The sequence below is a fragment of the Frisingicoccus caecimuris genome, assembly GCF_004340975.1.
In the GTDB taxonomy this organism is placed as follows: domain Bacteria; phylum Bacillota; class Clostridia; order Lachnospirales; family Lachnospiraceae; genus Frisingicoccus; species Frisingicoccus caecimuris.
In genome coordinates this window covers 24,759-50,103 of sequence record NZ_SLXA01000011.1, presented here as the reverse complement: position 1 = coordinate 50,103, position 25,345 = coordinate 24,759, and the positions used below count along the sequence as shown (strand labels likewise).

The following is a 25,345-nucleotide window of genomic DNA, read 5'->3' as shown; positions in this document are numbered from 1 at the left end:
AATCTCCTTTATTCACTTTCTGTCTTTTCAGGCATATGGACCAGAGCGGTTTTCAGTACGTCCTCCATAGCCTCCGCATAGACAATTTCCATACCTTCGTAAATCTCGGCATCCATCTCTTCCACATCTTTACGATTTTTCACCGGTACGACTACTGTCTTAATTTTAGCGACTTTGGCTGCCAGCAGTTTTTCCTTCAGACCGCCGATCGGAAGGACCCGTCCACGGAGCGTGATCTCACCGGTCATTGCCACGCTGGCTTTTACCGGAATTCCTGTAATGGCTGAAATCATCGCTGTCGCCATGGTGACACCGGCCGACGGCCCGTCCTTCGGCACAGCCCCCTCCGGAATATGAATATGAATATCTTGTTCCTCAAAGAAATTCTCCGGTATGAAATATTCTCCGCACATGGAACGGATAAAACTGATTCCGGCCCGTGCCGACTCCTTCATCACATCGCCAAGCTGTCCGGTCAATTCAAACTTTCCATTGCCGGGAAGGACATTGACTTCCACAGAGAGCGTAACGCCACCAACACTGGTCCAGGCCAGTCCCCGGACAATACCAACTTCATCCTTCGTATTCGCCTCATCAAAGGTGTAGCGTTCTTTTCCAAGATACTTGCTGAGGGTCTTTACACCGATCTTCACATTCTTTTTATCTTCTTCCACAATCTCTCTGGCCGATTTGCGGCAGATATCCCCTATCCGACGCTCCAGATTACGAACGCCGGCTTCCTGGGTATAGTGGACAATAATCTTTTCCAAAGCCCTATCTGTAATCGATATCTGGCTCTTCTTTAAACCATGGATCTTGATCTGTTTAGGAATGAGATGCTCTTTGGCAATGTGCATTTTTTCATTTTCCGTATAACTGTTGACTTCAATGACTTCCATACGATCCAACAGCGGTCTCGGAATCGTAGACAATGTATTCGCCGTAGCGATAAAGAGAACTTCGGATAAATCTACCGGCAGTTCAATATAATTATCACGGAATCTGGAATTCTGCTCCGAATCCAGAACCTCCAGAAGCGCCGAAAAAACATCCCCCTTGTAATCGTTACTCGCCTTATCCACTTCATCCAGCAGCATGACCGGATTCTTCACCCCGGCATTTTTCAGAGCGGAGGCAATACGTCCCGGCATAGCGCCCACATAGGTTTTTCGATGTCCCCGGATCTCTGCTTCATCCCTGACACCGCCAAGGCTGATACGAACAAACTTTTTATCCAGAGCTCTGGCAACAGATTTGGCAATGGAACTTTTTCCTGTTCCCGGCGGTCCGACCAGACACAAAATCGGACTTTCACCTTTTCCTGTCAAAAGACGCACCGATAAATACTCCAGAATACGTTCCTTAACCTTTTCCAGTCCATAATGATCTTCTTCTAAAATCTTCTCCGCCTGTTTCAGACTGACTTTTTCCTCATCCCGCTTATCCCACGGCATGGACAAAAGGGTTTCCACATAGCCGCGGATCACGCCGTTTTCAGAAGCCATATTGGACGATGAACGGAACCGGTCAATTTCTTTTTGAATTTTTTCCTTCACCTCGTCATTGGCTTCCAGCTCCTGAAGCTGAGCTTCAAACTGTTCTGCATCGGTCTGGGTATTATCTTCACCAAGCTCTTCCCGGATGACCTTCATCTGTTCCCGAAGAATATATTCCCTCTGATTTTTATCAACCCGTTCTTTCACTTTTGCCTGAATCTCCCGGGTAATCTGTATCATCTCTATTTCTTTTGTCATAAACTGGGCCAGCACCTCAAAACGCATCTGGAGGTCTACGGTTTCCAGACATTTTTGCCGCTGCTTATACTCCATCGGCAGATTTGTGCACAACTGATCTACCAGTTTCAGCAAATTTTCTTCTTCCATAAGCTGCCGAACCAGTTCACTGCTGAAATTCGGATTCTGCACGGAATAACTTTCCAGAAGCTCATGGAGATAACGCACATATCCGGCCTTCTGTACATCATCAATCTCACAGATGGTTTTATCAAAAACCGTAACCTCTGCTTTAAGCATCGGCTCTGTCATCATCAAATCATCCAGATGGGCTCTGTAGGTTCCTTCAACCATCACTCTGAGCGAATCTTTTGAAAGCTTCACAATTTGTTTGATCTTTGCTACTGTGCCAAATTCATATAAGTCATCCCGGCCCGGGTCTTCCACTGTTGCATCCTTTTGAGTCAAAAGGAATATATTCTGGTCACCCAACATTGCCGCTTCGATGGCCATCCGCGATTTATTGCGGCTGACTTCAAAATGAACAATCATATTCGGCAGAATTGTCATTCCCCGCAGTGCAATCACTGGCAATTCTAAACATATATCATTCATCTTTTGTATCACACTCCCGTAATGAACTAATAGGGCTGTACCTTTTTTGGTACAGCCCCCAATCTACATTCGTCTTAATCAAGCAATCTCACCGCTGCTCTTTTTCGGTGCTTTTTTACTGCCTGTCACTCGTTTTACAGGTGTTTTCTCACCATAAGTCAATACTGGTTCGCCCTGACCATCCACCACTTCTTTTGTGATGGTACAGGAATCTACCAGTTCTTCCGACGGAAGGCGATACATGATATCCATCATCGTCTCTTCAATGATCGCCCGAAGTCCTCTGGCGCCGGTCTTCTGCTCGAAGGCCCGGTGAGCCACCTCTCTTACGGCCTCCGGTTCAAATTCCAGGCGCACGCCATCCATCTCAAATAACCGTTTATACTGGCGCACTAGTGCACTCTTCGGCTGAGTCAATATCTGGACCAGCGCATCCTCATCCAGCAGATCAAGAGCCACACATACCGGCACACGACCGACAAATTCCGGAATCAAACCAAACTTGATCAAATCTTCCGGCAATGTCTGACGGAATAAATCGCCAATATTTGTCTCTTCTTCGCTCTGACGGATAGTGGAATTAAATCCAATGCCCTTCTGGCCAATTCTGGACTGAATGATCTTTTCCAATCCATCGAAAGCGCCTCCGCAAATAAAGAGAATATTTGTCGTATCAATCTGAATAAACTCCTGATGCGGATGTTTACGCCCGCCCTGAGGCGGTACAGAGGCTACCGTTCCCTCAAGAATTTTCAACAGCGCCTGCTGAACACCTTCTCCGGAAACATCTCTCGTGATCGAAACATTTTCAGACTTTCTGGTAATTTTATCAATCTCATCCACATAGATAATGCCGTATTCGGCCCGTTCCACATCGAAGTCCGCTGCCTGAAGAAGTTTAAGAAGAATATTCTCTACATCTTCACCGACATATCCGGCCTCGGTCAGGGCTGTCGCATCTGCAATAGCAAACGGTACATTCAACATCTTCGCCAGTGTCTGGGCAAGCAAAGTTTTACCTGAACCGGTCGGTCCGATCAAAAGCACATTGCTTTTCTGGAGTTCCACATCGGAATCACTATCCGCTATAATGCGTTTATAATGATTGTAGACAGCGACCGCCAGCGCCTTTTTCGCATCATCCTGTCCGATAATATAATCATCCAGAAACTCTTTGATTTCCATCGGCTTCATCAGACGGATGCCTTCGGCAATATCCTCTTCCTCTTCAAACTCTTCGGTAATAATTTCCGAGCAGATTCCAATACATTCATCACAGATAAATGCATTCGGACCTGCAATTAATTTTCTGACCTGATCCTGGGTCTTATTGCAAAAAGAACATCTTGGAATCTTCTTGTCTTCCATACGTCCTGCCATTATGATACCTCCGGCCTTTCTATAAAATGTTATCTGCTGACAATGACTTTATCAACCAATCCATATTCTTTGGCTTCCTGGGCCGTCATGTAATTATCCCGTTCTGTATCCTGTGCAATGATCTCTAAAGGTTTTCCGGTATTGGCCGCAAGAATTTCATTCAAACGCTGACGTGTTTTTAAAATCTGTTCTGCGACAATATTGATCTCCGTAGCCTGTCCCTGAGCACCACCGGATGGCTGATGAATCATAATTGTGGAATTCGGCAGCGCCATGCGCTTGCCCTTTGTTCCGCCAGCCAGAAGAAAAGCTCCCATACTGGCTGCCATACCCATACAGATCGTGGACACGTCACATTTGATATAATTCATCGTATCATAAATCGCCATACCCGCAGTCACGGAACCACCCGGGCTGTTGATATAAAGGCTGATGTCCTTTCCCGGATCTTCCGATTCTAAAAACAGTAACTGGGATACAATCAGATTCGCAGAAACATCGGTTACCTCTTCCCCAAGGAAAATAATCCGATCCTTTAAAAGTCTGGAAAAAATATCATAGGACCGCTCGCCTCTGCTTGTCTGTTCAACAACATAAGGTATTAAACTCAATTTTATTCCTCCTGTTATAAGTCAGGCTGATTATTTTTCTACTGCTGCGTCCGTAATCATTTCGAGCGCTTTCTGTGCAGACATATCATTTCTCATCAAATCTACATCCATGTAGCTTCTTACCTTGTCTGCTTCCATATTCCAGGATTCAGCAAGGCGCTGGATTTCAGCCTCAATTTCATCATCTGTAATTTCAATATTTTCTGCGGCAACAATGGCGTCCAGAACAAGACGGTTCTTAATATTCGCCAATGCCTGAGGTTTTAACTGCTCAGCAAGCTGCTGTGGTGTCATACCTGTATATTTGAAGTAAACATCCATGCTGAGGCCCTGTGCTCCCAGTTCCTGAGCATACTGGTTCATCATATCATCTGTGCTCTTGCGAACCATAGCTTCCGGAATATCCATCTTCGCATTGCCTACAACAACATTCATGACTTTCTGCTGCTTTTCAGCCTTTGCTTCCTGAACTTTTTTCTCTGCCAGATTCTTCTTTAAATCTTCTTTATATTCTTCTAATGTGTCAAAATCAGAAACATCCTGTGCAAATTCATCATCTACGATCGGATAGTCTTTTGTTTTAACTTCATGTACTTTAACTTTGAATAAAGCTTCTTTTCCTGCCAGATCATCTGCATGATATGCTTCCGGGAAAGTTACATGAACATCCACATCCGCACCGGCGGAAGCACCGATCAACTGATCTTCAAATCCCGGGATAAAGGAACCGGAACCAAGGACAAGGCCATAACCTTCTGCGGAACCGCCTTCAAATAATTCACCGTCTACGGAGCCTTCATAGTCGATCATTACTGTGTCGCCATTTTCAGCCGGACGATCTACAGTAACTTCTCTCGCGTTCTGTTCCTGAACTTTTTTGATTTCAGCTTCGATATCTTCTTCCGTAACTTCAGCGCTGACTTTTTCAATTTCAACGCCTTTATATTCTCCTAATTCAACGTCCGGTCTTAAAGCAACTTCTGCAGTGAAGATAAATGGTTTTCCTTTTTCAACCTGTACCACATCAATGCTTGGATAGGATGTGATATCCAGTCCGGACTCCTTTGCTGCTGCTTCATAGGCACCAGGAATCAGATCATTGGCAGCATCTTCATAGAAAATGCTTGCACCGTAAAGTTTTTCGATAATTGCCTGTGGTGCTTTACCTTTTCTGAAGCCCTGTACGGAAATCTGATTTTTATTTTTATTATAAGCCTTTTTCGTTGCAGCAACAAATTCCTCAGCAGCGACTTCAATGGTCAATTTTGCCATATTGTTTTCTAACTTTTCTACCTGTACACTCATTGTATTTCTATTCCTCCTTAATTAGGCAAAATGCATGAGAGCATTTTTACGCACTCTAATCTATAGTATATAATATGAAAAGTCATATGTAAATAGGCGAATTTGAAAAAATTTAACACGAAAAACAGTCCCCGGAAGCCGGCATTTGCATGCCAGACTTTCAGAGACTGTTCTTACCTAACCCCAGATTTTAGTCAAAAGATTATTTCTGACCAGACATCTGTTCTTCCTGTCTGCGGATCATCTGACGAACCATTTCACCGCCGATCGAACCTGCTTCTGCAGATGTTAAATCACCGTTGTAACCGCTCTTCAGATTTACGCCAAGTTCGCCTGCTACTTCCATTTTGAATTTATCCATAGCATCCTTTGCCTGTGGCACTTCCATACGGCTTCCGTTAGATCCTGTTCCTGTTGAATTAGACATATCTTTCACCTCCAAATGATTTTGAATAAGTACCGCTGACTTATTCTGATACTATTATCTGCCGACTTCAAAATTTTATGATGGAAATTTCTAGGCGGTTTGGATATACTGAAAGCAAAGAATATTTTAACACTGTGAATATTGGTAATGGCCGGCAGAAAGTAGCGCAATGCCACTAAAATATTCAAGAAAAAACTTTATTATTACTTAAATTTAAAAAAGGAAGGAAAACTATATGGAAATTGAGAGAAAGTATTTGATCGACAAACTGCCCTTCGACGTGACGGCTTATCCAAGTCATGAGATTGAGCAGGCCTATTTAAATACGGAACCGGTCGTTCGGGTGCGCCGTCAGGATGAGACCTATTACCTGACTTATAAGTCAAAAGGGCTTATGGCCCGGGAGGAATACAATCTGCCGCTGAATGCCGAAGCTTACGCCCATCTGCTTGGAAAAGCCGACGGAAATGTGCTGACAAAGACCCGGTATAAGATTCCCCTCGGTGACCATCTGACGATTGAAATCGATATATTTCACGGAAAATTTGAAGGTTTGATTCTGGCCGAGGTCGAATTTCCGACCATTGAAGAAGCGGAAAGTTTTCAACCGCCGGAATATTTTGGTAAAGACGTGACCTTTTCCACAGAATATCACAACAGTACCCTGAGTCAAAAATAATTTACGGCTTCCATCTCAGACCTACGATTATAATTTTCGAAGCACTGTACACTGCATGGTAATATAACAGGCCAGGCCACCGATAAAATTTGAAATCGGTTCGGCCATAAACACACCGGCCACACCCAGACCGCCGATCCGCGGCAGGATAATTGTCAGCGGCGCCACAATAATGGCTTTTCTCAATATGGAAAAAAATACGGCCTGGGGCGCTTTGTTCAACGCCTTAAAGACGCATTGTCCGGTAAACTGGAATGCCATCATAAAGAAACCAAAAAAGTAAATATGCAATGATGGAACTGCCGCCGTGATCAATTCCGCATCCTGATTAAAAATTCGAATAAATAATTCAGGAAAAGCTGAAATCGAAACCCAGATGATGAACGAATAAGCAAAGCAGATCTGGGTCATAAACCGAATCGCCTTTTTCATCAGATCGTACTTCTGCGCGCCAAAATTATAGCTGATAATCGGCGAAGAGCCATCGGCCACGGCCATTACCGGTGTCTGTGCGATTTCCCGGATGGAATTGATCACCGTCATGACACTGATATAGAGATCTCCGCCATAGACGGAGAGCATAGCATTACAGACAACTTGTACAAGTCCGTTGGTAAAAGACATGACAAAGGTTGACGTTCCCAACTTGGCAATTTCTAAAATGCAGTCCCACTCCGGTCGAAATCCCCGGAGATTTAAGGTCAGCTCCGCTTTTTTGCCAGTCAGGAATCTCAATACCCATATCGCCGAAAAAAGCTGCGAAATAATCGTCGCAATGGCCGCTCCCTGAACGCCGAAATGAAATACAAAAATAAATATCGGATCCAGGATCAGATTGCTCACGGCGCCCAGCGTTACGGTTTTCATGCCGATTTTTGCAAAGCCCTGGCTGTTAATATAAGGATTCATACCAAGGGAAATCATGACAAAAACAGTTCCCAGAAGATAAATGATCATATATCCGGCAGAATATGGATAGGTTGCGTCACTGGCTCCGAAGAGATACAGTATCGGTTTATGTAAAGCAATCCCTAAAATGGTGATACAAAGTCCGGTCAGGATCAACATAAAAAAGGCGTTATTCATGACTTTCCGCGCGTCTTCCGTATCTTTCTTTCCCCGCGCTATGGAACATAGCGGCGCACCGCCCAGACCAAACAGATTCGCAAAAGCAGTGACCATCGTAATTACCGGAAAACACAGGCCCAGTCCGGCCAGCGCAATCATTCCCTCACCGGGAATCTTTCCGATATAAATCCGGTCTACGATATTATAAAGTAAATTAACAATCTGAGCCACCAACATCGGGGCTGCTACAGCTAACACATTGCGGCGGACATTTTCGCCGCTGAAATCCACCTGTCCAGATGACATATGTACTGCACTTCCTATTCTTTTACATTTCCTTCCTATTGTACCATGATATCAGCAAAATAAAAATATGTGAACAACTAAAAAAATGAGGACAGCTTCCACTGCCCCCACTTTAAGTTGCCCCTGCGATCCTGAAATTTTACTGAGCTTCTGTCTCTGTTTCAGAAACTTCAGATTCCAGAATAGATTCTTCTTCGCCAAGGATATTTTCGCTGTCAACCGACTTGGCCGCCAATGCTTCCTCAGGAATTTCAATACTGTCAACACTGTCAAAATCCACATAGTTCATAACAACAGAAAGGTTGTTAAATTTAACCGTAACACCTTCGGATTCAATACCTTCTCCGCTGTCAGACATCTCGATGCTCACCGATGCCGGAAGAATCGTATCTTTATAAATCTTCATTGTGACATTCGCCTGCATATTAGACCAATTCATATCGCCAACGCCTTCGGTCATGTTTTCCATGACACCCATGATTTCCTGGAACTCTTCTCCCGTGATCGTGGAGGTAAGTACATAAACTTCTCTGTCACCGATTTTTTCTGTTTCTTCTGCCAGAGTCATATCTTTTCCGTCTTCGGCGATGGCATACATATCCTGTATACTGCTTTCATCAATTCCAGTTTCACTCTTCATCCACTCGTTCATCATGCACATGTAAACAGTGGCTTTGTCATCTTCGACCTGAGAATACATATCCATGTCCATCGACAGGCCTAACAAGGACACATCCATAGTCCCCTTCATATGAACAATTTCCGGTTCTGCTGTATACTCAATCGTGCCTTGCATCCCCATATCCATATCCATTGCAACTCCCTGGGATGATACATTCATCGACATCTTCATATCCATATCACCCGTATAGGATTTCGCCTTTTCCATATTTTCATTAGCTTCTTTGACCAGGCTTTCCGCCGTAACCTCTTTTTTACCACAGCCTCCAAATACCACAGCCGATAAAATCATCACGCTGACCAAAAGCCATACAATCTTTTTTCTCATGTTCCTTCTCCTCCTTCATGATATGAAGATATTTTATCATATTTATGTATACAAATAAAGTAAATATCCATATTTTTTTGTCATTTACACACAAAAAGAGGCTATTGATCATAAATAGCCCCTTTCATGTCTATCATAAATTCTCTTTAAACAGCATTTCTATTTTCTCCGCGGCTTCCGCCTCGTCCTCGCCCTCGACAGTGACCCTGATCTCGTCTCCTTTTTTTATACAGAGTCCCATGACCCCGAAAATCCTTTTTAAATCCCCCTGCTTTTTATCTTTATGAATGTATATATCACTTTTAAATGTTCCTGCTGCTTTCACAAGGATTCCCGCCGGTCTGGCATGAATTCCCTGTTCATCCTGAATCACATATTTAAATTCTTTCATACACTTCTTCTCCTTTAATTTTCACTTACCGGTTTCTTTAGGATTCCCATCAAAAGGCCGCCGACAACAGATCCTGCTGCGATAGCAAGGATATATTGGAACGGATGGATTACTGTCGGTATAACAAATATGCCGCCATGAGGTGCCCGCAGACCACAGCCAAAAATCATCGACAGAGCGCCTGTCACAGCCGATCCGATAACGCATGAAGGAATGACCCTCAGCGGGTCTGCCGCGGCATAGGGAATCGCCCCTTCCGAAATAAATGACAGCCCCATGATATAATTCACATAGGCCGACTGCCGATCCTTTTTTGTGAAACGGTTTTTGAAAACTGTCGCACAAAGTGCTACGGCAATTGGCGGCACCATACCGCCGGCCATGACCGCCGCCATAATATCAAAACCATCACTGGCTAAGGAGGCTGTACCAAAAACATAGGCCGCTTTATTGAAGGGTCCGCCCATATCAATGGACATCATGCCGCCGAGGACCGCACCCAAAAGGACTTTGCTGGTCCCTCCCATGGAGGCCAGCGCCTGATTCATCCCCGTATTAATGGCTCCGACAATCGGATTAATGAGCACCATAACAAACCCCATAATGCCGATACCGGCCACCGGATAAATAAGCATTGGCTTCATGCCTTCCAGGCTTTTCGGCAATCCGGCACACAGCTTCTGAAGCCCCAGAACAATGTATCCCGCCAGAAATCCGGCTAAAAGCGCCCCCAGAAAACCAGAACTGATCGGCTCTGCCTCTCCGTAGTGCATCATATTACCAAAAGTATATCCTGCGTTCGCCACAGCGCCGCCGACAAAACCGACAGCCAATCCGGGGCGGTCAGCAATGCTCATGGCAATATAGCCGGACAGAATCGGCAGCATAAAGCCAAATGCCTGACCGCCAATGGTTTTAAAAAAAGCAGCGGCCGGTGTGTTCATTCCGAAATTTGCCGGATCGATCTGATAATCGTCCAGTAAAAAGGCCAGCGCGATCAATATACCACCGCCAATAACAAAAGGAAGCATGTGAGATACACCATTCATCAAATGTTTATAAATACCATGTCCGACGCCATCGCGGCCCTCTTCCCGGTCGCCATTCTGATTTTGATGGTGATATACCGGCACTTGACCGCCCATGGCTCTTTCAATCAATTCTCCCGGCTTATGAATACCGTCCGAAACCCGGGTCTGAATCACCGGCTTGCCTTCAAAACGGGCCATCTCAACGTTTTTATCCGCTGCAATAATAATACAATCCGCCGCCGCGATCTCATCACGGGTCAACGCATTTTTTACGCCGCCGGAGCCGTTCGTCTCAACTTTAATCCGGTATCCCATTTTCCGTGCCTGCTGTTCCAGAGCCTCCTGAGCCATATAAGTGTGAGCAATTCCTGTCGGGCAGGCCGTAACCGCTAAAATCTGATATCCGGACATTTTCTGGTCTGACAGTGCCTGTCCCTGTGCTGCTGCGGACGCTCCTTCGGAGATTTTATCTTCTTTGGCAAATTTCTCTTTCTCCGCCACATCTATGACCTTTAAAAAAGCCTCCGGTGACTTGGCATGAAGCAGATGTTCACGAAACCTCTGGTCCATCAGCAGCATAGATAAACGGCTCAACACTTCCAGATGAACATTATCTTTTGTATCCGGCGCTCCAATCATAAACACCAGCCGCACCGGCTGCCCATCCAGAGAATCAAATTCCACCCCCTCGGAAAAGGTCATAGCCGCCAGGCCGGGACTTAAAACGGCATCTGTTTTTGCATGAGGGATTGCAACCCCTTCCCCTATTCCCGTTGTTCCTTCCGCTTCTCTTTTCAGTACCGCCTGTTTATAAGCTTTGACATCGGACAGATGGCCGCCCTTTTCCATTAAAGATACCATATAATCGATGACATCCATTTTCCCCGAAGCTTTTCCATTTAAACAAATACTGTCTCTTCTCAGCAAGTCCACAATTTTCATGCCGCATCCTCCCGTCATTTAAAGGTCTTTTCCAATACTTCCATCGTTTCCTCTCGTGTTGCCAGAAATTCTGAAAATGCGCTGGCGCTGCCGGCAGCAATACCCATTCGAAACGCCTGTTCATAATCCTTTGTTTCCAGATACCCAGCTATAAAACCGGCTACCATTGAATCTCCGGCTCCCACCGAATTGACAAGCCGCCCCTCCGGTGCGGGACTCATATGTTTATTACCATATTCGTCCAACAGAACTGCTCCTTCACCGGCCATGGAAACCAGGACATTGACCGCACCCATCTGCTGTAACTTTTCCGCATAGCTGAGCGCTTCCTCCGGATTTGAAATTGTCACCCCGAAAAGTTCACCCAGCTCATGATGATTTGGCTTTATCAAAAAAGGATGATATTCCAATGTTTCTTTCAATAAATTTTTAGTTGCATCCACAACAATTCTGACATTTTTCCCCTGTTGTCTCACGATTACTTTCTCGTATATATCCTCCGGCAATGTTTTGGGAATACTTCCAGATAAAATCAGGATATCTCCCTCTCTGAGCCGTTCCAGTTTTATCATCATTGCCCGGATAGCCATAGGCGTAATCTCCGGACCTTCACCGTTGATCTCTGTTTCTTCCTGCCCTTTAATTTTCACATTGATCCGGGTCATTCCCTGCTCCAGGAAAATAAAATTCGTCCGGCAGCCTTTATCTTTTAAATCCCGCACCAGCTTTTCCCCGGTAAATCCGGCGGCAAATCCCAAAGCCGTACTCTCATGTCCAAGATTTTTTAACACCAGCGATACATTAACGCCCTTGCCTCCGGCCATAATCTCACTATACGCTGCCCGATTGACCTCTCCGACATTGAATTGCTCCACACGGACAATATAATCCAGAGCCGGATTAAAGGTTACTGTATAAATCATGGCTTTTCTCCTTCCGCGATCTTCATCTGTTACCTATCGGATTATAATACAATAGGTATAGACAATTGCCTATACCTATTTTGATACTTTTATAAAAATTTATTCACGACATCCATCGTTTTATTCTATTTCAGCTTCTTTTACTGCCGATTTCATGGAACGGACATACTCAGCCACCGGACCAATACTTTCCCGTCCATATCGGGCCACCAGTTTCACAATAGCGCTTCCTACAATAGCTCCGTCGGAGATAGATGCCATGGTCGTCGCCTGTTCCGGCGTGGCAATTCCAAAACCAATGGCGCAGGGAATAGCTGAGCTTTCACGGACAAGCTTCACCATGCTCTCAATATCCGTTTCAATCTTACCGCGCACGCCCGTAACCCCCATCGAGGAAACCACATACAGGAAGCCCTGGGCTTTTTCTGCGATCATGCGGATTCTTTCATGGGACGTCGGTGCAACAAGAGAAATAATATCGATACCGTAGGTCTGACAGACACCAATCAGTTCGCCTTTTTCCTCAAAGGGCAGGTCCGGAATAATCAGGCCATCAATCCCGCACTCTGCGCACCGCTGCATGAATTTTTCCTTTCCATAAGTATAGATCGGGTTCATATATGTTAAAAATACCATCGGCACCGTTACCTTTTCCCGCGCTCGTTTTACCGAATCAAATAATTTATCCGTCGTGCATCCGGCAGACAGGGCCCGGATGTTGGCCTCCTGAATGACAACGCCCTCCGCGATCGGGTCGGAAAAAGGAATGCCGATCTCTATCAGATCCGCCCCGGCCTCTTCCATGGCAATAACTAATTTCTCTGTAGTTTCCAGATCCGGATCACCCCCGGTCACAAATCCAATAAATGCTTTTTTATTCTCAAATGCCTGATGTATTCTACTCATAAATCTTTACTCCCCTGTATCTTGCAATAGCAGCCACGTCTTTATCCCCACGGCCGGAAATATTGACAACAATAATCTTATCTTTTCCCATCGTCGGCGCCAGCTTTTTTGCATAGGCCACCGCATGGGCACTCTCAATGGCCGGGATGATGCCCTCAGTCCGTGAAAGATATTCAAAGGCTTCCACCGCTTCATTATCGGTGATCGGCACATATTCCGCCCGCCCTTCCTCAGCCAGCATGGCATGCTCCGGTCCTATGCCCGGATAGTCCAAACCGGCAGAAATCGAATAAACAGGGGCGATCTGTCCATATTTATCCTGGCAGAAGAGAGACTTCATTCCATGGAAAATACCTATGGTACCATTGGCAATGGTCGCCGCATTTTTATCCGTGTCCACGCCAAGTCCGGCTGCCTCACATCCAATCAGTCGAACACTCTTATCCGGGATAAATTCATAAAACGCGCCCATGGCGTTGCTGCCGCCGCCAACGCAGGCAATCACTGCGTCCGGAAGTTTTCCTTCCTTTGCCTGAAGCTGTTCTTTAATCTCTTTGCCAATAACCTTCTGAAAATCCCGTACCATCATTGGAAATGGATGAGGACCCATAACGGAACCCAGAACATAATGGGTATCCTCTACCCGGCCGGCCCATTCCTTCATCGTCTCATTGACCGCGTCCTTTAAGGTCATCGTGCCGCTGGTGACTGCTTCCACCTCCGCGCCGAGCAATTCCATTCGGAACACATTCAGCGCCTGCCGCTCCGTATCCTCTTTACCCATAAACACTTTACATTCCATCCCCATGAGGGCGGCCGCCGTCGCCGTTGCCACACCGTGCTGTCCGGCGCCGGTCTCTGCGATGACACGGGTTTTGCCCATTTTCTTTGCCAGAAGGACCTGACCGAGTACATTATTAATCTTATGGGAACCGGTGTGATTTAAATCTTCACGTTTCAGATAAATTTTTGCACCGCCCAAATCCTTTGTCATCTTCTCCGCATAATAGAGCAGCGACGGACGTCCGGCATATTCCCGCATTAATCCGTCCAGTTCCCGGTTAAATTCCTCATCGTTTTTATAATATTCATAAGCTTCCTCCAGCTCAATAATGGCATTCATCAATGTCTCCGGAATATATTGTCCGCCATAAAGGCCATATCTTCCTTTCATCTCTCATCTTCCTTTCCGCTCCGGGTTTTTTCAAAAGCCCGGATCATTGCCGTAAATTTCTCTATTTTTTTCATGTCCTTATATCCATTCGTCTCCACACCGCTGGAAATATCCACGCCATAAGGTATTCTCATCCTCAATCGCTCCGTCACGTTTTCCGGCGTCAGTCCTCCGGCCATGTACCAGGGTGTCTCCATCTCCGGCACATGTTTTAAGTCAAAGCTCCGGCCGCTTCCGCCCCGCATATTTTTTACATAGGTATCAAGCAGCAGCAAATCCGCCCCAAGCCTCTGTGCCCGGAGGACGGTATCTGCACTTTGTACCCGGACGGCTTTTACGATGGGACAGTTCATCTCCCGTTTTAAATTTCGGATATATTCATCGTCCTCATCACCGTGAAGCTGAATCTTCTGAATAATTCCATTTTTTACCAGTCCTATGATCTTCTCCGGAGCCTCGTTGACAAAAACTCCAACTGCATCGATATCCGGCCGCAGCTTTTCCCGCAGTCCGGCGGCAATTTTTTCATCAATCTGCCGGGGACTGTCGGCAAAGACAAAACCAACGTCATTAATATCCAAGTGATTAACCCCCAGTATGTCCGCTTTCCGGCGCAGACCACAAATTTTAATTCGTATCATGACTGTTTCCCCCTCAGGTAATCCAGCATGGCTTTTTTGTCTTTTGCCCGCATCAAAGATTCTCCGATCAGCACGCCGTTGACGCCGCCTTCACGCAGGGCCCTCACATCCTCCGGAGTGGAGATGCCGCTCTCCGCAACGAATAGAATATCCTTTGATACCATTTCCCGGAGCCGCAGGCTATTGCGGATATCTACAGTAAAATCTTTTAGATTCCGGTTATTCACGCCGATAATGCGGGCTCCCGCATGGCAGGCCATCCGGACCTCTTCTCTGTCATGGGCTTCGACCAGAGCCGACATGCCGAGATGATCGCATATTTCTATAAAGGAGCGGATCGTCTGTTCATCCAGAATGGCGCAGATCAACAGCACAGCTCCGGCTCCGAGATTTTTTGCCTGATAGATCTGATAGGCATCCACGGTAAAATCCTTTCGCAGCAGCGGTGTTCGGACCGTCTCGGCAATCTGTTTCAAATACTGGTCGTCCCCGAGAAAATAGTCCGTTTCTGTCAATACAGAGATAGCCGCCGCGCCGGCCGCTTCGTATGCCTTTGCGATCTCCAGATATGGAAAATATTCCGCAATCATGCCCTTACTCGGCGATGCCTTTTTAACCTCGCAGATAAATTGCATTTCCGGCTGTCTCAAATTTTTTTCAAAAGCGAAGGAGAGCATTAACGTATCCGCCGCCCCTTTTTCCGCCCGGGCCAGTTCTGTTTCTCGTATACTTTCGGCATGTTTCCTAACATATTCTAAAGGCGCCCGCTTCATGTCCCGTTCCATCCGTCTGTGGGTGGCCGCTACCAAATCATCTAAAATCATTCTTCTACCTCATTTGTCGCACAAATAAATGCTTCCAGCTTCTCTAAAGCCTTTCCGCTGTCAATCATCTCTGCCGCCATACGGATTCCCTCAGAAATTTCTTTTCCTAAAGCCGCCGCCAGACAGAGGGCTGTATTCAGAATGACCACATCACGTTTTGCCCCCTTCTCCGCACCGGAAAGAATATTTCGTGTGATCTCAGCATTTTCCACAGGCGAACCGCCAATCAGTTCAGCCAGCTGACAGGTCTCAAAGCCGTAATCCTCCGGTACGATATCAAAGGATTCAAACTGTCCGTCATTTATCCGGCACACATGGGTCGGTCCAGTCAGAGATACCTCATCCAGTCCATCGCTTCCACAGACAACAAAGCCTTTTTTTACGCCGAGATTTGAAAGCACCTGAGCCATAGGCTCCACCATATCCCGGTTATAAACGCCCATAAGCTGCATGGTCGCGCTGGCCGGATTGGTCAGTGGTCCCAAAATATTAAACACGGTACGAATTCCAAGTTCTTTCCGGACCGGAGCTGCATATTTCATAGAAGAATGATGTATCTGGGCAAACATAAAGCATATTCCGGTGTCTTTTAAAACCTTCTCGCACTGTTTTGCATTTAAGGTCAACTTCGCTCCGAGAGCCTCCAGCACATCCGCCGCACCGCTTTTACTGGAAACACTTCGGTTTCCATGCTTTGCCACAAGAACTCCGGCAGCCGCCACAACAAAAGCCGTCGTTGTTGAAATGTTAAAGGTCCCCACTTCATCACCGCCGGTCCCCACGATATCCATAACCTCTCTTCCCGTATGCAGGGCTTCGCATTTTCCCCGCATGGATGTGGCGCAGGCTGTAATTTCTTCCACAGTTTCTCCCTTTATACGAAGGGCCGCAAGGAAGGCTCCCATCTGAGCCTGAGTGGCCTGCCCGCTCATGATCTCATCCATCACTGCCTTTGCCCTGTCAAAATCCAAATCCCGTCCTGCCATAATTTCCTGAATTGATTCCTGTATCATAAATATAACCTCCTGTCCTTCATCCTCTATAAGCTCAAAAAGTTTTCCATTATTTGCCGTCCGTGGGGCGTTAAAATGGATTCCGGGTGAAATTGAAGTCCAAAGATGGGATATTCCCGATGGGCCACCGCCATAATTTCTCCCTGTGCATCTTCGCCGATCACTTCCAGACAAGTCGGCATAGTCTCCGGCGCCGCCACCAGGGAATGGTATCGTGCCACAGCTTCCTCCCGGTCCAGACCTTTAAATATTGGATTTTCATTTGATATTCGAATCCGGCTCTGCTTCCCGTGCATCAAATACCTGGCGTGAGCGATCTCCGCGCCAAAGGCTTCGCAAATGCTCTGATGTCCAAGACATACCCCGAGAATCGGCATCGTGCCGGCAGCTTTTTTGACAAGTTCTTCACAGATGCCTGCTGCCTTCGGATGACCCGGCCCCGGTGAAAGAATGATGTGGGACGGCTTCATCCCAAATGCCTCTTCCACTGTCATTGCATCATTCCGCACCACTTTGATATCCGGCCGGATACTTCCGGCCATCTGGACCAGATTATAGGAAAAGCTGTCATAATTATCAATTAAAAGAAGCATTACACATCCACCTCCCCTGCATTTTGAATAGCCCGAATAACAGCGCCAGCTTTATTCGCCGTCTCTTCATATTCGTTTTCCGGCACACTGTCGGCCACTATCCCGGCGCCGGCCTGAACATAGACTTTTTGTCCTTTCTTCACAGCCATGCGGATAGCAATACAGGTATCCATATTTCCCGTAAAATCCAGATAGCCAAGGGCTCCTCCGTAAATCCCCCTCGGCGTCTTTTCCAGTTCGTCAATAATCTCGCAGGCCCGAATTTTCGGAGCTCCGGAAAGAGTTCCGGCCGGAAGCACCGACTCGATGGCATCCAGACTGTCATATTCTTCCCGGATATCTCCCTCCACCTGGGAACAGATATGAATGATTCTGGAATATTTGTGAATCTGCTTATATTCCGTTACCTCCACCGAGCCCAACCGGCAGATACGTCCCAGATCATTTCTTCCCAAGTCCACCAGCATATTGTGTTCTGCCAGTTCCTTTTCATCAGCCAGCAGTTCGGCTTCCAAAGCTTTATCTTCCTCCGGCGTAGCGCCTCTTGGCCGGGAACCGGCGACAGGAAAGGTGATGAGCCGCCCGTTTTCCAAACGCACCAGCGTCTCCGGTGACGTACTCATGATCTCTTTATCATCCATTTTCATATAAACCATATAGGGAGACGGATTTGTTGTCCGAAGCACCCGATAGGCATTTATCAGACTGCCCCTGTATTCACTCTCAAATCGTCTGGAAACCACAAGTTGGAAGCTGTCACCGTCATAAATATATTGTTTTGCCCGATTCACCATCCCGCAGAACTCTTCTTTTGTCTGATTGCAGGTGAAATGTACGTTTTTATCTGCTTTATATTCCGGCAATTCACCGACGGACCGTATCAAATCTGTCATTTTCTGAAGTTCTGCCATGGCCCTGCCATAATTTTCCATGGACCGGTCTGTTTTCATATGAACGATCAGACCAATCTTTTGTTTCAAATGATCATAAGCTATGATCTTGTCAAACATCATAAAATCGTAATCTTCAAAGTCGCCTCTCTTTAATTTCAATGTAGGCTCCGCATAGCCGATCATTCCGTAAGAAAAATGCCCGACGAATCCGCCGGTGAAGGGCGGCATGTTCGGGAGCTTCGGCGCTCTGTACCGCTTTAATATATTCCGAAGAACTTCCAGCGGTTTCATTGTTTCCACTGTTTCCGTTCCATCTTCCGATTCGATCTTTACTTTTCCATCTTTACAGCACACCCTCATCACCGGGTCATATCCGAGAAAGGAGTAACGTCCCCATTTCTCTCCGCCTTCCACACTTTCAAGTAAATAATATCTCTGACTGATGGCGGACAGCCGAAGCAGTATGGATATCGGCGTCATCATATCGGCATATATTTCTCTGCACACCGGTACGATCGGATAATCCTTCGCCAGTGATAAAATCTGTTCACATTCCGGACGTATCATATTTTTAGCTCCTTTCTTTGTATAAAAAAAGACCTTCATCCCTCTTCTCTAAGGGACAAAAGTCTGAAACCTCTGCGGTACCACCCAAATTGACGCAATGCGCCCGCTCTTAAACATACTAACATATGCTCCCTGCTGGTAACGGTCAAGGTCCCCGTCAGCACCTACTCCAACAGCCTTTCTGCGTATCCGCTGCCCTTGTTTCAGCCTGCCCTCACGAGTCCATTCATTGAATTCCAATATACTGCATTCCCACCATCCGCAGCTCTCTGGGATATCTTTCTCCAACTACTTCTCTCGTTCATCGGTTTTTTCTTTATCAGTTTACAGTTATAAAGTATACTCCCGTCGATTTCAAATGTCAATCTTTTTTGTCTCTTAATATCCAGCCATAACTCTTTCATATTCTTTTGGACGGTAGTGCTCGATATATTTCTGGTGCTGTTCCTCCTTGAGACAATAACAGATTATGCATGAAAGCTTTTCCCGGACAGCCTTTCTCAAACGGTGATTACCGTCCAGCAAAAGATAATGGTCTTTGCCCACTTCTGCCAGAACACAGGGTTTCTCCAGATTTGTTTCCATGGCGTAGGTTTCATTGACCGCAGCATCCTGATTCTCCCGTAACAGAACGTCTGTGTCTACCAGACGCAGTTCAAAATCTTTCGGATTATTCTCAATCGCTTTCAGCATCGAATCCACATCCCAGATCAGCATACCGTTGTCAGTCGCAAAATAATATCTCTGTCTCACCGCTCTAACATCTCCTGTCGCCAAAATACAAAAAACCTGAGTTCCCGGCCTTTCGGGAAATCAGGTTCTTTATTTTTATCTACGGGTTTATATTACCACCCTTTATTTCATTTTTCAAGTATAAATTTTTATCCCATCTGGCCTTCAGATACTATTTCCAGCACGGCGGCAGTTCCGGATTCGAAACGCGTACCGGCTCCGGATAGGTCTGACCAAAAAGCTCCAATTCAACTTTTTCGATGATCTGCGGCTCTACCGGACGATTGACTTCCACTCCGGCAATCGGAAAATCCGAAACCGGAACCGTGTCCACCTTTTCCAACCGATAAATCTCCTCCATACCTTCCAGAACTTTGCCAAATACCGGATAGGTACCCTTATGCTCCGGGCAGTCCCGAAGCGGGAAAAAGAACTCACAGCTGGCCAGCCCGGCTTCTCCATAACCTCCCATGGCAACGACCCCCGGATGGGAATCCAGAGGAATGATCTGAGGATTTAATTCAAATTCATTTGGAATCAAATATTGGCATTCTTTCCTTCCAAAAGCCGTATAACTGATATCCACCCAGTTTCCCGGAACAATCCGTTCAATGGCATGGTGGTCCATATAACCTTTTGAAGCCACATAAATAAAACTGTTCACCGTATTCGGCGCTGATTCCGGTAAAAGCTCAATGACAATCTTTTTACCGTTCTTCATATGTAATGTTGCAATCGGATGCATCCCGTTCACTCCTTAGCCAATAATCTCAAGTTCTTTGGAATAATGATTGAGGACCTCACATCCATCCTCCGTCACAAGCACCAGGTCTTCCACCCGAACGCCCGTATCTCCGGTCAGATATATCCCCGGCTCAATGGAAAAAATCATCCCCGGCACCGCCCTGTTCTGATTTGTTGAGGACACATCGCCGTACTCATGTTCACTGAGGCCGATGAAATGTCCCAGACGATGATTAAAGTTTGGACCATAGCCTTCGGCATCGATCAGATCTCTCGCCGTCTTGTCCAGCTCACACAGCAAAACGCCCGGTTTAATTTTTGAAATAGCTGTCTCATTGGCACTCCGCACCGTATCATAAATATGTCGGTGTATCTCACTCACCTCTTTAAAATAGAATGTCCGGGTCATATCCGAGCAATAGCCATCTTTAATACACCCCACATCAAATAATACCGCATCACCTGGTTTTACCATTGTATCATCCGGCGCATGATGGGGATCGGCCGCATTCGCTCCAAAGGCAACCAACGGTTCAAAAGAAAATCCATCCGCACCCAGATTTAAATAAATCTGCATCATCTGGTCTGCTGCCTCTTTTTCGGTAATGCCTTCATGAATCAGTTTTTTAAATTCAGCCATGGCCATATCATTAATGTGAGAGGATAACCGCATTTTTTCCTGCTCCTCATTATCCTTTACACCTCTTGTCTCATCCACAGCCAGAGAAGCGTTGACAAAACCTTTCGCTGCCCCCATTTCCATCAAAGGAAGTAGAAATCTTGCCTTTAACTCTTTATCCACGCCCAGAGGCGCTTCTTTATCCACATACTTTGCAACCATTTCCATCGCCGGATCCGTGTCGGAATACCATACCTTTTCCACGCCGACCTCTTCCGGCACGGTAAACAACTTATTCAGGAAAAAAGCATGTTTTCCGTCGCCCCGGAGTAAAAGACCATAAAAACGTTCAAAAGGCGCCACAAACACGTCTGTCAGATAGTAAATGGACATCGGGTCCACAATCAGCATCTGTGTCAGTCCCATATCTTTTAAAGCCGCAAAAATGCGGTCCACTCTGTTTTGTTTCATCTGAATATGCTCCTTTTATCTCATCTAAAACTGTTTTCTGAGTTTTGGATCAAGCAGATCCCTTAAACCGTCACCAATAAAGTTGGCTCCCACAGCCATTGTGAAAATGGCAAGTCCCGGAAAACCAGCCACCCAGAATTTATTAAAGTAATCCACACCGTCGGATACCATCATGCCCCATTCCGGTGTCGGAGGTGCGGAACCAAGTCCCAAAAAGCTCAGCGTTGAGAACATCAGAATCTGATTGCCGATATCCGTCGTTGCCATGATCAATACAGAAGTGATACTGTTCGGAATAACCTCTTTCATCAGAATTCGTATCTTTGATGCTCCCAGAGCTTCCGATGCCGTCACATATTCATTTTCTTTCACACTCAAAACCACACTTCGCATCAAACGGGCATACGTCGGCCAGGCAACAATAACCAGCGCAAACATGGTATTAAAAAGATTGGAGCCCATGACTGCATTAATGATCATTGCCAGAATCAATGACGGGAAGGACAATATCATCTCAGAAAGACGCATCATCACATTATCCACCTGTCCGCCTACGTATCCGGCAACGGCACCATAGAAAGTTCCGATGGCTCCGGCAATGACAACGGTCAGACAGCCGGCCAGCAGAGAATATCTTCCACCGTAAATAACACGGCTGAAAATATCACGTCCAAAGTTGTCCGTTCCAAACCAGTGCTGTGCAGACGGCGCCTGCAGACGAGCTGTCAGATCCTGTACCACCGGATCGTAAGGAGCGATGACCGGTGCCAGAATAGCAGCAATGATCCATGCCAGACAGATGATAACACCCAATGTAAACAAATAATTTGATTTAAACATTTTTTTCAGCGAACGTAACATTAGTTGCACCTCACTCTCGGATCAATAACACCATATAAAATATCCACGACTGTGTTAATGATCATATAATTCAGTGCAATCAAAAGAGCCACACCGATAATCGCCGGAAAATCATTGGATAAAACCGACTCATAGGCAAACTGCCCCACTCCCGGCCAGTTAAAAATCGTTTCAACCAGAACCATACCGCCAAGCAGATTACCAAGTCCAAGACCGATGACTGTCAGCACAGGAATCAACGCATTGCCCAGGGCATGGCGCATGATCAACCCTGTTCTTCCAAGGCCCTTCGCTCTGGCTGTCCGGATATAATCCGTAGACATAACATCCAGAAGATTGGATCTGGTCGTCCGTGTGATCAGCCCCATTGTAAATGCCGCCAGAACGGTTCCCGGCAAAATCAAATGACTGATCGCATCCAACGCCTTTGGAATATTTCCTTCTATAAGACTGTCAATGACATACATGCCTGTCACAGTGGCCGGTGCTGAGAAAGAATTACTGAGCCGCCCCGGACCAGGCAGCAGATGCAATTTGTAATATACAAAATAAAGCACCAGAAGGGCAAACCAAAAGCTGGGAATACTGACCCCGGTTACCGAAATTGCACGAACAATCTGATCGATGACACTATTCCTCCGGATGGCAGAAATGATACCGAATAAAATACCCAGGATTGCAGCAATGACAATGGCAAACAAAGCCAGTTCAATGGTCGCCGGGTAGCACCGGGATAACTCATCCAGCACCGGTTTATTTGTCCGGATGGATGTCCCCAGATCAAGCTTTAACAAGTTCTGGATATACTTTACATACTGTACATAAATTGGCTGATCCAGCCCGTATTTTGCCTTATAGGCCGCCACGATCTCCGGGTCCCCCAGGGCTCTTTGACTCAGATTAGCCGTCACCGGGTCTCCTGGAACCATCTTGGTGAGAATAAAGACCAAAGTAGCAACGCCAATCAGCATGATCACTAAATACACTAATCTCTTTCCTATAAATTTTAGTCGCTCCATATGATACCCCTCTTCTTTTTTCATTTACAGATATTTTCGTCAGCAATATCTCCGAAAATTTTTTTTGCGATATCTGTTCACGGTAATACCTGTTTTTCCTCATCCTCCCGGTTTTCACCGGGACCGGCAATAAAGCCGGTCCCGTAAAACCAGAACAACCGATTATTTAATATGAATCAATGTCAGATCCAAAGCATATGGGTCAGAAATCGCAACACCTTCCAGTCTGGTGTTGTAACCGATATGCGCCGGTGCCTGTGCGATCATGATAAATGGACCATCTTCATAAGTCATATCCTGAATCTGTTCCAGAACAACAATACGTGCGTCATTATCTGTTGCCTTCATTGCTTCCTGATATAAGCCAGCAAGTTCAGGAGCCATTTCAGCAGTCCATCCGGCTCTCAGACCAACACTGGCGCCCGGAAGGAACTCTAACTGAGCATTCGGGTCATTATAATCTACGCCCCAGTACATCACCGTAAATCCAAGTTTACCATCACGGTAATCGTCTCCGTATCCGGCAGCCCAAGGCTGAGATACAATATTTACATTGATGCCAATCTGGGAAAGATCATCCTTTACTTTCTGTGCCAGGTCTGTCAGAACAACGCCTTCCATATCCAGATCACATACAGTCAGATCAACATCAAAGCCATCTGGGTATCCGGCCTCAGCGAGCAATGCTTTTGCTTCTTCCAGATTGGTGTAATCTGCATCTCTTTCACCTTTGCTTCCCATAAAACCAGACTGAATAATGGAGTATGGTGTCAGTGTACCTTCTCCGATAATGGTCTGGATTCCTGTATAATCAATTGCTTTACGAATCGCTTTCTGAACATTTGGATCCGATACCGGTCCGCCGTACTCCTCATTCATATTCATCATGACAAAACCGACGGTCTTCGTTGCTCCATTGATTATTTCAACATTTTCAGCTCCGGCCAGTTCTGCCATTGTATCATCTGTCATGTTCATAGCCACATCGATATCGCCTGTAGAAAGGGTCATCATCTGAGTATTGGAATCCGGCTGGATCTTAATAATGTATTTATCGACATTTGTTGCCTCACCCCAGTAATTCGGATTTTTCTCAAGAACAACTTCTTCATCCGGTGTATAGCTGGTCATAACATACATGCCTGAACCTGCACTGGTCGTATCCAGATATGCCTGAGCTGTATCTGTAGCAGCCGCATCTTCGGCATCTGTTCCGCCGTTTGCTTTAACTACTTCACTGTCAAGAATCGCCGTAGCACTATAAGTCAGCTTTGACAAGACAGCACTGTCCGGCTGTGTCAGATGAAATACAACTGTTTTTTCATCCGGAGCTTCCATGCTTTCAATCGTATCACAAATGAACGATGGGTTGCCCTGAAGATTCTTGCATCGATTGATGCTGAATAAAACATCAGCAGATGTCATCGGATTACCGCTTGCAAATGTGATGCCATCTTTCAGAGTTACTGTCAATGTCATAGCATCTCCACTAAACTCATAGGTATCGACAAGACATGGTTCTGCTGCACCTTCATTGTCATAGAATTTAAATAAGGTTTCATAACACGCATTGATGATTACCGGTGGATACTTTTCATAAGTATATCCCGGGTCAAGGGTGGAAAATCCAGCGCCCATCGCCACAACAACGGTATTTGAACCAGTATTTGTGCTGTCTCCGCTTTCAGCAGCCGCCGTCTCTTTTGTTGTAGAACTGCCGCTGTCACTTCCGCCGCCGCAGGCAACAAGACTGAGCGCCATAACCAGACCCAACGTCATGGCCATAAATTTCTTTTTCATAATAGTTCCTCCTTTTTCCTTTATAATCCATCCAGTATACTGGAGAATCATCTATATTCCAACCGGAT

24 protein-coding genes and 1 other annotated feature are annotated in these 25,345 nt (G+C 46.0%); of the genes, 1 reads left to right on the top strand and 23 read right to left on the bottom strand.

The window, feature by feature from the left end; all coding sequences use genetic code 11:
- Positions 1 to 8 precede the first annotated feature (8 nt).
- From lon to EV212_RS10420, 5 genes are all read right to left on the bottom strand, one after another.
- Positions 9 to 2,348 carry an endopeptidase La gene (gene lon / locus EV212_RS10440; protein ID WP_132092880.1) on the bottom strand — a complete coding sequence of 780 codons (2,340 nt, stop codon included), beginning with the start codon at positions 2,346 to 2,348 and terminating at the stop codon, positions 9 to 11.
- Between the two features lie 78 nt (positions 2,349 to 2,426).
- On the bottom strand, positions 2,427 to 3,728 hold the full coding sequence (gene clpX / locus EV212_RS10435) for an ATP-dependent Clp protease ATP-binding subunit ClpX (protein ID WP_132092877.1): 1,302 nt from the start codon (positions 3,726 to 3,728) through the stop codon (positions 2,427 to 2,429).
- 29 nt (positions 3,729 to 3,757) lie between these two features.
- A complete protein-coding gene (gene clpP / locus EV212_RS10430; RefSeq protein ID WP_132092874.1) occupies positions 3,758 to 4,339 on the bottom strand; it encodes an ATP-dependent Clp endopeptidase proteolytic subunit ClpP in 582 nt (193 codons plus the stop codon).
- Positions 4,340 to 4,369: 30 nt separating this feature from the next.
- Positions 4,370 to 5,644, bottom strand: coding sequence for a trigger factor (gene tig, locus EV212_RS10425; RefSeq protein WP_132092871.1), 1,275 nt, complete (start codon positions 5,642 to 5,644; stop codon positions 4,370 to 4,372).
- A gap of 202 nt (positions 5,645 to 5,846) precedes the next feature.
- The gene (locus EV212_RS10420; RefSeq protein ID WP_132092868.1) at positions 5,847 to 6,071 is read right to left on the bottom strand and encodes an alpha/beta-type small acid-soluble spore protein; all 225 of its coding nucleotides are present in this window, start codon (positions 6,069 to 6,071) and stop codon (positions 5,847 to 5,849) included.
- Positions 6,072 to 6,306: 235 nt separating this feature from the next.
- Between EV212_RS10420 and EV212_RS10415 the strand changes: the two genes are divergently transcribed.
- Positions 6,307 to 6,750 (top strand): CYTH domain-containing protein, encoded by a 444-nt coding sequence (locus EV212_RS10415; RefSeq protein ID WP_132092865.1) that lies wholly within the window; start codon positions 6,307 to 6,309, stop codon positions 6,748 to 6,750.
- Positions 6,751 to 6,777: 27 nt separating this feature from the next.
- Here EV212_RS10415 and EV212_RS10410 read toward each other — a convergent pair whose 3' ends face one another.
- The 18 genes from EV212_RS10410 to EV212_RS10320 form a co-directional block, all read right to left on the bottom strand.
- On the bottom strand, positions 6,778 to 8,124 hold the full coding sequence (locus EV212_RS10410; protein ID WP_243115535.1) for an MATE family efflux transporter: 1,347 nt from the start codon (positions 8,122 to 8,124) through the stop codon (positions 6,778 to 6,780).
- A 139-nt stretch (positions 8,125 to 8,263) separates the two neighbouring features.
- Positions 8,264 to 9,133, bottom strand: a complete 870-nt coding sequence (locus EV212_RS10405) for a DUF6612 family protein (RefSeq protein ID WP_132092862.1) — start codon at positions 9,131 to 9,133, stop codon at positions 8,264 to 8,266.
- 133 nt (positions 9,134 to 9,266) lie between these two features.
- A complete protein-coding gene (locus EV212_RS10400; protein ID WP_132092859.1) occupies positions 9,267 to 9,524 on the bottom strand; it encodes an HPr family phosphocarrier protein in 258 nt (85 codons plus the stop codon).
- 14 nt (positions 9,525 to 9,538) lie between these two features.
- Positions 9,539 to 11,497 (bottom strand): PTS fructose transporter subunit IIABC, encoded by a 1,959-nt coding sequence (locus EV212_RS10395; RefSeq protein ID WP_132092856.1) that lies wholly within the window; start codon positions 11,495 to 11,497, stop codon positions 9,539 to 9,541.
- Positions 11,498 to 11,511: 14 nt separating this feature from the next.
- A complete protein-coding gene (gene pfkB, locus EV212_RS10390; protein WP_132092853.1) occupies positions 11,512 to 12,420 on the bottom strand; it encodes a 1-phosphofructokinase in 909 nt (302 codons plus the stop codon).
- A gap of 120 nt (positions 12,421 to 12,540) precedes the next feature.
- Positions 12,541 to 13,326 (bottom strand): tryptophan synthase subunit alpha, encoded by a 786-nt coding sequence (gene trpA, locus EV212_RS10385; RefSeq protein WP_132092850.1) that lies wholly within the window; start codon positions 13,324 to 13,326, stop codon positions 12,541 to 12,543.
- The gene (trpB, locus tag EV212_RS10380) at positions 13,319 to 14,500 is read right to left on the bottom strand and encodes a tryptophan synthase subunit beta (RefSeq protein ID WP_132092847.1); all 1,182 of its coding nucleotides are present in this window, start codon (positions 14,498 to 14,500) and stop codon (positions 13,319 to 13,321) included. Before trpB ends, trpA begins: the two co-directional genes overlap by 8 nt.
- Positions 14,497 to 15,141 carry a phosphoribosylanthranilate isomerase gene (locus EV212_RS10375; RefSeq protein WP_132092844.1) on the bottom strand — a complete coding sequence of 215 codons (645 nt, stop codon included), beginning with the start codon at positions 15,139 to 15,141 and terminating at the stop codon, positions 14,497 to 14,499. Before EV212_RS10375 ends, trpB begins: the two co-directional genes overlap by 4 nt.
- Entirely contained in the window at positions 15,138 to 15,965 is an 828-nt protein-coding gene (gene trpC, locus EV212_RS10370; protein WP_132092841.1) for an indole-3-glycerol phosphate synthase TrpC, read from the bottom strand. Before trpC ends, EV212_RS10375 begins: the two co-directional genes overlap by 4 nt.
- Entirely contained in the window at positions 15,962 to 16,978 is a 1,017-nt protein-coding gene (gene trpD / locus EV212_RS10365; protein WP_132092838.1) for an anthranilate phosphoribosyltransferase, read from the bottom strand. The genes trpC and trpD overlap by 4 nt, the downstream gene beginning before the upstream one ends.
- Before the next feature lie 26 nt (positions 16,979 to 17,004).
- Entirely contained in the window at positions 17,005 to 17,571 is a 567-nt protein-coding gene (locus tag EV212_RS10360) for an anthranilate synthase component II (protein WP_132092834.1), read from the bottom strand.
- Complete coding sequence (trpE, locus tag EV212_RS10355) at positions 17,571 to 19,031, bottom strand: anthranilate synthase component I (RefSeq protein ID WP_132092831.1); 1,461 nt, start codon at positions 19,029 to 19,031, stop codon at positions 17,571 to 17,573. The genes EV212_RS10360 and trpE overlap by 1 nt, the downstream gene beginning before the upstream one ends.
- Positions 19,032 to 19,079: 48 nt before the next feature.
- Positions 19,080 to 19,345: a binding site (T-box leader), on the bottom strand.
- Positions 19,346 to 19,409: 64 nt separating this feature from the next.
- Entirely contained in the window at positions 19,410 to 19,784 is a 375-nt protein-coding gene (locus EV212_RS10345; RefSeq protein ID WP_132092825.1) for a ParB N-terminal domain-containing protein, read from the bottom strand.
- Positions 19,785 to 19,935: 151 nt separating this feature from the next.
- Positions 19,936 to 20,508: a peptidylprolyl isomerase gene (locus tag EV212_RS10340; RefSeq protein ID WP_132092822.1), complete on the bottom strand. Its 573-nt coding sequence runs from the start codon at positions 20,506 to 20,508 to the stop codon at positions 19,936 to 19,938.
- 12 nt (positions 20,509 to 20,520) lie between these two features.
- The gene (locus EV212_RS10335) at positions 20,521 to 21,597 is read right to left on the bottom strand and encodes a M24 family metallopeptidase (RefSeq protein ID WP_132092819.1); all 1,077 of its coding nucleotides are present in this window, start codon (positions 21,595 to 21,597) and stop codon (positions 20,521 to 20,523) included.
- Between the two features lie 24 nt (positions 21,598 to 21,621).
- Entirely contained in the window at positions 21,622 to 22,458 is an 837-nt protein-coding gene (locus tag EV212_RS10330) for an ABC transporter permease (RefSeq protein WP_132092816.1), read from the bottom strand.
- The gene (locus tag EV212_RS10325) at positions 22,458 to 23,477 is read right to left on the bottom strand and encodes an ABC transporter permease (protein ID WP_132092814.1); all 1,020 of its coding nucleotides are present in this window, start codon (positions 23,475 to 23,477) and stop codon (positions 22,458 to 22,460) included. The genes EV212_RS10330 and EV212_RS10325 overlap by 1 nt, the downstream gene beginning before the upstream one ends.
- Before the next feature lie 162 nt (positions 23,478 to 23,639).
- The gene (locus tag EV212_RS10320; RefSeq protein WP_132092811.1) at positions 23,640 to 25,277 is read right to left on the bottom strand and encodes an ABC transporter substrate-binding protein; all 1,638 of its coding nucleotides are present in this window, start codon (positions 25,275 to 25,277) and stop codon (positions 23,640 to 23,642) included.
- Positions 25,278 to 25,345: the final 68 nt, after the last annotated feature.

Bases quoted from the DNA above. Each gene is read 5' to 3' on its own strand.
- EV212_RS10420 (WP_132092868.1), bottom strand. From the start codon at position 6,071: ATGTCTAATTCAACAGGAACAGGATCTAACGGAAGCCGTATGGAAGTG.
- tig (WP_132092871.1), bottom strand. From the start codon at position 5,644: ATGAGTGTACAGGTAGAAAAGTTAGAAAACAATATGGCAAAATTGACC.
- EV212_RS10415 (WP_132092865.1), top strand. From the start codon at position 6,307: ATGGAAATTGAGAGAAAGTATTTGATCGACAAACTGCCCTTCGACGTG.
- EV212_RS10395 (WP_132092856.1), bottom strand. From the start codon at position 11,497: ATGAAAATTGTGGACTTGCTGAGAAGAGACAGTATTTGTTTAAATGGA.
- trpA (WP_132092850.1), bottom strand. From the start codon at position 13,326: ATGAGTAGAATACATCAGGCATTTGAGAATAAAAAAGCATTTATTGGA.
- EV212_RS10400 (WP_132092859.1), bottom strand. From the start codon at position 9,524: ATGAAAGAATTTAAATATGTGATTCAGGATGAACAGGGAATTCATGCC.
- lon (WP_132092880.1), bottom strand. From the start codon at position 2,348: ATGAATGATATATGTTTAGAATTGCCAGTGATTGCACTGCGGGGAATG.
- EV212_RS10335 (WP_132092819.1), bottom strand. From the start codon at position 21,597: ATGAAACAAAACAGAGTGGACCGCATTTTTGCGGCTTTAAAAGATATG.
- trpB (WP_132092847.1), bottom strand. From the start codon at position 14,500: ATGAAAGGAAGATATGGCCTTTATGGCGGACAATATATTCCGGAGACA.
- pfkB (WP_132092853.1), bottom strand. From the start codon at position 12,420: ATGATTTATACAGTAACCTTTAATCCGGCTCTGGATTATATTGTCCGT.
- EV212_RS10340 (WP_132092822.1), bottom strand. From the start codon at position 20,508: ATGCATCCGATTGCAACATTACATATGAAGAACGGTAAAAAGATTGTC.
- trpC (WP_132092841.1), bottom strand. From the start codon at position 15,965: ATGATTTTAGATGATTTGGTAGCGGCCACCCACAGACGGATGGAACGG.
- trpE (WP_132092831.1), bottom strand. From the start codon at position 19,031: ATGATACGTCCGGAATGTGAACAGATTTTATCACTGGCGAAGGATTAT.
- EV212_RS10405 (WP_132092862.1), bottom strand. From the start codon at position 9,133: ATGAGAAAAAAGATTGTATGGCTTTTGGTCAGCGTGATGATTTTATCG.
- EV212_RS10320 (WP_132092811.1), bottom strand. From the start codon at position 25,277: ATGAAAAAGAAATTTATGGCCATGACGTTGGGTCTGGTTATGGCGCTC.
- EV212_RS10375 (WP_132092844.1), bottom strand. From the start codon at position 15,141: ATGATACGAATTAAAATTTGTGGTCTGCGCCGGAAAGCGGACATACTG.
- EV212_RS10330 (WP_132092816.1), bottom strand. From the start codon at position 22,458: ATGTTACGTTCGCTGAAAAAAATGTTTAAATCAAATTATTTGTTTACA.
- EV212_RS10410 (WP_243115535.1), bottom strand. From the start codon at position 8,124: ATGTCATCTGGACAGGTGGATTTCAGCGGCGAAAATGTCCGCCGCAAT.
- EV212_RS10360 (WP_132092834.1), bottom strand. From the start codon at position 17,571: ATGCTTCTTTTAATTGATAATTATGACAGCTTTTCCTATAATCTGGTC.
- clpX (WP_132092877.1), bottom strand. From the start codon at position 3,728: ATGGCAGGACGTATGGAAGACAAGAAGATTCCAAGATGTTCTTTTTGC.
- EV212_RS10325 (WP_132092814.1), bottom strand. From the start codon at position 23,477: ATGGAGCGACTAAAATTTATAGGAAAGAGATTAGTGTATTTAGTGATC.
- trpD (WP_132092838.1), bottom strand. From the start codon at position 16,978: ATGATACAGGAATCAATTCAGGAAATTATGGCAGGACGGGATTTGGAT.